This window comes from Syntrophomonas sp. UBA1041 (genome assembly GCF_002316705.1).
GTDB lineage: Bacteria > Bacillota > Syntrophomonadia > Syntrophomonadales > Syntrophomonadaceae > DTU019.
In genome coordinates this window covers 26475-33646 of record NZ_DCEA01000060.1, presented here as the reverse complement: position 1 = coordinate 33646, position 7172 = coordinate 26475, and the positions used below count along the sequence as shown (strand labels likewise).

At 45.9% G+C, this 7172-nt stretch carries 5 protein-coding genes; all 5 read right to left on the bottom strand.

Annotated features, from left to right (window positions below; genetic code table 11):
- Positions 1-11 precede the first annotated feature (11 nt).
- Positions 12-1463, bottom strand: coding sequence for a TrkH family potassium uptake protein (locus B2633_RS08640; RefSeq protein WP_483170198.1), 1452 nt, complete (start codon positions 1461-1463; stop codon positions 12-14).
- Entirely contained in the window at positions 1460-2818 is a 1359-nt protein-coding gene (gene trkA / locus B2633_RS08635) for a Trk system potassium transporter TrkA (RefSeq protein ID WP_483170197.1), read from the bottom strand. The genes B2633_RS08640 and trkA overlap by 4 nt, the downstream gene beginning before the upstream one ends.
- Before the next feature lie 703 nt (positions 2819-3521).
- Entirely contained in the window at positions 3522-4274 is a 753-nt protein-coding gene (locus tag B2633_RS08630) for a hypothetical protein (RefSeq protein ID WP_483170196.1), read from the bottom strand.
- Positions 4275-4542: 268 nt separating this feature from the next.
- Complete coding sequence (locus B2633_RS08625) at positions 4543-5973, bottom strand: hypothetical protein (RefSeq protein ID WP_483170195.1); 1431 nt, start codon at positions 5971-5973, stop codon at positions 4543-4545.
- Positions 5974-6323: 350 nt separating this feature from the next.
- Complete coding sequence (locus B2633_RS08620; protein ID WP_483170194.1) at positions 6324-6788, bottom strand: DUF1492 domain-containing protein; 465 nt, start codon at positions 6786-6788, stop codon at positions 6324-6326.
- Positions 6789-7172: the final 384 nt, after the last annotated feature.

The window sequence follows — 7172 nt, the reverse complement described above, 5'->3', positions numbered from 1 at the left end:
TACAATTCAAACTAATCTTTCCAGTATTCAGGCAAAAGCAGCACCAGAATCGGGTATATCTCCAAACGGCCGACAAGCATTAATATACTCAAGACATACTTCCCCAGGTCAGAAACAAAACCGAAATTCTGGGTGGGACCAACCAGGCCGAATCCCGGCCCGATATTGCCGATACAGGCAGCTGCGGCGGTAAGAGCGCTGAAGATATCCATACCTACCGCGTTCATAGATATCGTGCCCAGCGCCAGAAACATGATATACAGAAAGAAGAACTGCAATACATTGCTGAGCAGATCGTCGCTGATATGTTTCCCCGCAAAACGCAATGGCAGGACCGCCTTGGGATGAACCATTTTCTTCAGTTCGATAAGGATGCGATATCCGATGATCAGATACCGTCCCGGTTTGATATTCCCTCCCGTAGATCCGGCGCAGCCCCCTACGAACATCATCAGGAACAGTACCCCTCCCGCCAGGGAGGGCCAAATATTATAGTCCGCGGTGGCAAATCCAGTAGTGGTCAAAATGGATACGACCTGAAAAGCAGCGGCTCTGCTACGTTCTTCCCAGCCAGTCAATGTACCCGCCACACCCAAGCTGAATACCACCAGCAAGGTAGCTATAACGGTAATGCACAGATAGAGCCTGAATTCCGGATCCCGCATGTAAAGTAAGGGTTTGCGCTGTTTGAAGGCTAAGAAGTGGAGGGTGAAGTTGGTGCCGGCGATAAACATAAAAAATGTTATAGCCCAGTGAATCAGGGGGTTGGCATAATAAGCGATACTGTTATTTTTGGTGGAGAACCCGCCTGTTGCCATGGTGGCAAAAGTGTGACAGAGGGAATCGAAGAGATTCATGCCCAGGGCCAAGAGAACTGCGGCGCAGGCCACACTTATCAAAACATATGACAACCAAAGCTTGCGGGCGTTTTCGCGAATGCGGGGGCTGATCTTATCAGAGATGGGTCCGGGGACTTCGGCCTTGAATAGCTGGTTGGCCCGGTTTCCAATCCCGGCGATGATGGCGATGAAAAGAGCTATGATACCCATCCCTCCCAGCCACTGAGTCAGGCAGCGCCAAAACATTAGGCTCTTGGGCCAGGATTCCACGTCGGCTACAACACTGGCGCCGGTAGTAGTAAAACCTGAGACAGTCTCAAAAAAGGCGTCGGCAAAAGAAGGCAGATATCCAGACATCATGAAGGGCAGTGAACCAAAAACGGAAGCCACCACCCATCCCAGGCTGACCAGAAGATAGCCCTCTTTGTAACTGATATGATCATAGGACTTGAAACCGCGGCTGAGGACTATACCAGTGATTACCGTTATAGATGCCGCCTCTACAATAGCGACGGTTACACCTTCTCGATAAGCGATCGACCACAACAGGCAGCTGAACATGGACACGCCGATTATTATCAAGATGCGTCCCAGATTACCCAGAACTGCTCCCCATCGTATCAATACCTGCTACCTCCATTTTTGAAAAGCCGTTCAATCTTATGGATGCTTTGCGGCAGCGAAAATACCATTAACCTGTCATAGGGTTTTATAATCGATTTGCCATCGGGAATGATGACTTGATCATCGCGGACCAGGGCTCCGATTAAAGAACCACTGGGAAAATTCAGCTTACACAGTTCCTTGTTAAGCACCAGCGATCCGGGCTGGGCCAGGAGCTCCAGCATTTCAGCGCGTTCGTCCCCCATGAGGGTAACCGAGAGAATTTCCCCCTCCCTGACGTATTTGATAATCGCCCCGGCGGTAAGCAGACGCGGGTTTAAAATTGTATCTATTTCCAATTGTTCTGCCAGAGGCAAGACATCAGTCCGCTTGATCTGGCAGACGGTTTTGCCGACTCCCAGGTTACGGGCGATCAGAGAGCAGAGCAGGTTTATCTTATCATCATCAGTTACGGCTACAAACAGGTCTGAGGAAGCTATGTTCTCCTCCTCCAGAAGCTGATAATCGCTGCCGTCCCCGTGGATGACTAGCGTGGAATTGAGCTTATGCGATATCTGCCGGGCCCGGTTGATATCCTTTTCGATGATTTTAATGCTCATAGCCGGTTTGCTTTTCTCCAACATCTGCGCCAAAAAGTAACCGGTTCGTCCGCCGCCCAGAATAGTCACATGCTCGACTCTTGGAGTAGCAAATCCCAAGGCTCTTTCCGCCTTGACCATTTCGCTGGTCCGGGCCATGAGATGAATGTGGTCTCCAACCCACAGTACGTCATCACCCCGGGGGACTATCATTTTATGCTGGCGAGCTATTGCTACAATATTATAAGGAACCGAGTTGTCAAGATCTTTGATCTTCTTTTCCCGCAACACCGAGTCTTCTTTTATCTCCAGTTCCATCAGTTTAACTTTGCCGTCGGCATAGTAATCGACATTCGTGGCCTCCGGGTTGCGGGCGATCTGACTGATCTCCAGGGCAGTGACACGTTCGGGATTGATTATCAGATCGATGCCCATTACTTCGTTTAAAGAGAAGGCTTTAACCTCCAGATATTCCGGGTTGCGCACCCGGGCAACAGTTGTTTTCACCCCGTATTTCTTGGCCAGCAGACAGGCCACCATATTCAGTTCGTCATACTCGGTAACCGCCACCAACATGTCCGCATCATGAATCCCGGCTGTTTCCAGTACCGATGTAGACGAACCACTTCCGGGAACTACCTGGATATCCAGGCTTTGGTCCAGAATCTGCTGGCGCTCCGGGGATTGTTCAATAACCGCCACGTCATGATTCTCATTGGACAACAACTGCGCAATAGTAAAACCTATTTTGCCGGCACCAATAATAAGTACTTTCATAATCCACCACCCGACTTCAAAATACCGTATATATTATGCTGCTAAGTTAATCAAACATCAACCGTCTCTTAAAGTTTGCCTTTTCTTACATATATTATCTATCTCTAAGATAATTGAACCGCCAATTCTTTATATTATCCTGTAATCCTGGTCTAGCTCATTGTCAATTATCATCATTATTCCTTACCTGAGGTGGGTTTACCTCCAGACTGAGTGGCAACTTTTTTCAAACATCTTCATGAAAACCTCGAAATTGCCGTTTTTTCAACTATAACCATATTTTAACCCGGCATATCCTGGCAAATGAGTGTTCTTTTTACTACAGCAAATAGGCATCAAAAAAGGAGCAGTGTGACTGCTCCTTTAAACCTCAAATGTAATGTGTGCTCAAAATAGATGCACTCTATATTGGAGGTCTTCAGCAAGTCTTACGGCAACGCGAATAGCAAATATTCGGTACTACTCGAAGGAGCTTTCCCATCCTCAAATATGGGTACATAATCCAAACGATTCTTGATTGCAAATTCAAAGTACTCTTCACGCAATGCCTGCATGTTATTCAAGGAGTTATTTGCCCCACTTACTTGGGCTGGGGCTGGATCAAAGATGGGTTGGTCCCGAATTGATTGTGCACCCAGAACAAAAAAACAGTATTACAACTACCGTAATTAAGAAAACCCTTCTCATAGAAACCTCTCTTTTTTTACTTGCTATCACTAGGAGTAGGGGATACTGCCTTTTTGTTGGAAATGAAGAGATATCCGTCGTTCGTCTTGCGCAGTGTCAGCACCTTGTTCCCGTCGGCCATGAATGTGTCGTTATAGAACAGCCGGATGATGTCCCCTTCCCGTTCGCCACTGGAAAAGTTTGTTTCCATCCGATAATTGGTGTCACCATGGAAATGGTAATAGGCATCGTATTTCTTCAGGTAAGTAAACTTATTGAGTCCTGTCTTATCGGTATCGGCAAGGGTCAGGCTCGTATACTTTTTCAATACAGCATCCATATCAATGCGGCGGATTTTATCGCAGCCGCATTCGGGCGCTCTACTCCAGCCGTTCTGAGCAATGACGGCTGCTATTTCCGCTTCCGTAGGATATACCCGCTGGCCGCTGCCACAGTAGAACAATGCATAAAGGTCTATCTTTTCAGGCGTATCGTAGAGCGAGCTCAAAAATTGGTTACGGATATTAATATATTCTCCGTTAAAAAATTCATTGCCATTGAAGTAGTTGAGTTCTTCCGCTGTCAACAGTGTTTGGTTGCGGATATTCATATATTCTCCGTTAGAAGAATCATTGCCATTGAAATAGTTGGGTTCTTCCACTGTCAACTGAGTTATGTCGGATTTTTTATTGTTATTGTTTGCCCCCATGGTACAGCCTACCACGGTGCCGACTAGAAGAATCACAACAAGTAGGGCAGGAAACTGCATTTTAGGCTTCTTGTCAATCATAGTAATCCTTTCCTTTTGAGCTCGAAAAAAGCTGTCTTTTCGCTTGACTGCGTTTTTGGCGCATTGCACCAGGGTAGTTTTTAGGGTGGTACACAGCCGAGGCCGACAAGCGCAACGCCTTTGACTTTTCCCGCCTTGTGACGCGGCGCATGAAGGTAAAACCCGAAGAGGAATACACAGTTTTCCGTTGCTGTACGGAGAATGACTACAGCGATTCCTAACTCATCTTGGAGTCGTCCCGTCCAGCCTCGTTCGTGGTTACTTACCCTTATTCTGTAACGATGCTGCCCCAGCTACCCCACCAGTGCTGTATATTGGCCTGCTCCAGCGCAGTAACAGGGACATAGAGAAGACCATTGTATTCCAAAGCCTCCACGGATATGGATAGCAGAACCGGGATTCCCCCCTTATCTATAGGACGAACTTCCACATTGACGGTTATGGGACGAACGATGGCCTGACGCTCCACAGAATATGGATAGGATAGCTCCACAAATATGGGGTCCCAGGCTTCCGGAGACGGGTGACCAGCACCCACGGGGTAAGGCCAGGGGAAATAGGGTACCAGGCGGTAAATATCGCCGGTAGCCAAACCTTGGGCCAGCAGCTCCTGAAACTGCCCCTGTGCCTGCTCAGTCAGCCGAAAAGAATATGTCGTCTCACGCCCTGCACAGACAAGGGTGCCTGTTTCTGCATCGTACTCTATCAGGCGCACATAATCCGCTCTGTAGTCGCCTCGTCCTCGCATGGGATAGGCCCAACGTTCGGCTATCTCTTCCAACTGAGGTGTTAATATTGTTACAGAATCACGAGTAATTGATGCTGCCTGCGTGGCTTCATCCCAGCTAAAAGTCCACCAGCTCGCCTCAAAAATCCCTTGCAGCGGAACATAGACCTCATCCTGATAGGAGAATAACTCCGTCTTTAGTAATTGATCCCCATAGGCATAATACCTGGAATCGAATAAAACATCGACCGTACCATCCATTGGCGTTTGCGTCAACAGGGCTGTTGTTTCCGGCGTGTACCCTTTGCCCGTGTCAATTGCAATCGTATTCCTCGCGCCGTCCCAGTCAACCCCAAAATCAAACACCGCTCCAATATCCCGCAGTTTGAAATAATTGCTGCCCTCGATATTGTAAGCAGTGAAGCTGATTTCTTTACCGTCAAGATATGTCCTTGAGGCCGTAGGCACGGCTTTTTTATCTCCCGCGCCCTTGCCCTGCATCTCACCGCCAGCCGTTGTATACGGTTGGCCGCTGGTGAGTGAAATCGCGTTATTCGCTCCGTCCCATCCGAGATCAAACTGCTTGGCCGTGCCGGACAGCGTATAGGCTAAATCGCGGAGCTTGAAATAGTTATTGCTGTTGATATTGTATGCGTCAAAAGCCACGTTTCTACCGTTCACAAGCACAGTCGAGGCCGTGGGTTTTGCCGTGACGGTATCAGCCGCGAACACGGGCGCGGCTGCGGAGATGATCATGCTGACAAGCAGCAAAATTATGAACGGTTTCTTTTTCAAGCTTTTCACCCCTCGTTTTTCATATTTTGGGGATTGCGATGGATCATTTGTGGATATTTTGTCCATAAGTGAACGTCGCGTCAGTGTGTCCATTCCGCCGCCAGGCGGCACATTGAAAAAGTGAAATCGGCACGCGCCGCAACTCACATTTTCGCGGGCAATGGTGAAGCGGCCCAACCTCAACCGTCGTTCAGATTTTTATTTTATATTCGGCAGTTCGGATGTTAGAAAGTTTCTAATTTCTACTACCGAGCGTAATAACTGGGTGTACAGTTTTATATTCATACGGGCGCAAAACTAACCCATGCTGATAATATCATTTTCGGCAAATTTTAACAATAATTTTGGTTTGGCTTCTTAAAATAGCAGCCCAAAACCACCATGAAGATGTAAAAGGTGTTTGCGGAAAGGCTTTTAAAAAACGCCCAAAACCGCATAAGTAAAGGATTTCAAGGCAAAAAAGAAAGTTAATGTTTGGACATTCCAAAGAAGTGTTCCCAATCATCAACCATCGTTCAACTAATTCGCTAGGAATTGTAACCTGGGATTTCTTTTTTATTTTCACCAGCATGCTCATCATCTTCCATCCTGACCATTTCTAAGGCTTTTCTATGCATGTATTGAATGTTTCTGACCGTATAATCCATACTGCCGGCGATTTTTTCGACTGGCTTTCCATTGAGATATATAAACCGCAATACGACTTTTAAATTTTCATCCTCAACGGATTCTATTGCATTTTCTATTTCTTGCTTGGCTTCGATTAAATCCTGAATTTCTTGATTTAAAGCTTCTTTAGCTTGTAATAATTTGACTACATTATTCTCTTTGGTATTGCCTTGGGTTTTTGGTGAAAATCCTTCATCAGAAATAAAGAAGGTTATACGATTAACCAGATCTTTAAGGTCCTCCAATTCATCTAATTTTTGTTTCAATGAGTATTTAATAACTCTATATTTTCGTAGACAGTCTTTTTTATGTTCAATGTCCACTTTATTCACCTCCCGATATACAGGGCCTTTAAAGCTAAAATTACGATTTCTTATGTGGCATGGTTTGGCCCTCTTTATAAATAGCAAAAATTTCTTTAATTGTGCTTTTCTATCCAAATAAATGCGGGTAGACTTTATTGGCTTAGGTTAAATTGTTCCAATACTGCGATATCGAATAACATAAAAGATAAACAAGCAGAGTATTAGATGACCTAAAAAATAAAGGATTTTTGGCAGATAAGCATTGTGAGAGGTCATTGTTTTTGAGAAGTGAATAAAGAAAGATATAGGTACATCCTCTATCTTGGACTGTACCATGACATTGAGATAGTAAGCACACCTTCCTCCCTTGTTTAATGACTTTTTAGAAAATGATTAATGATT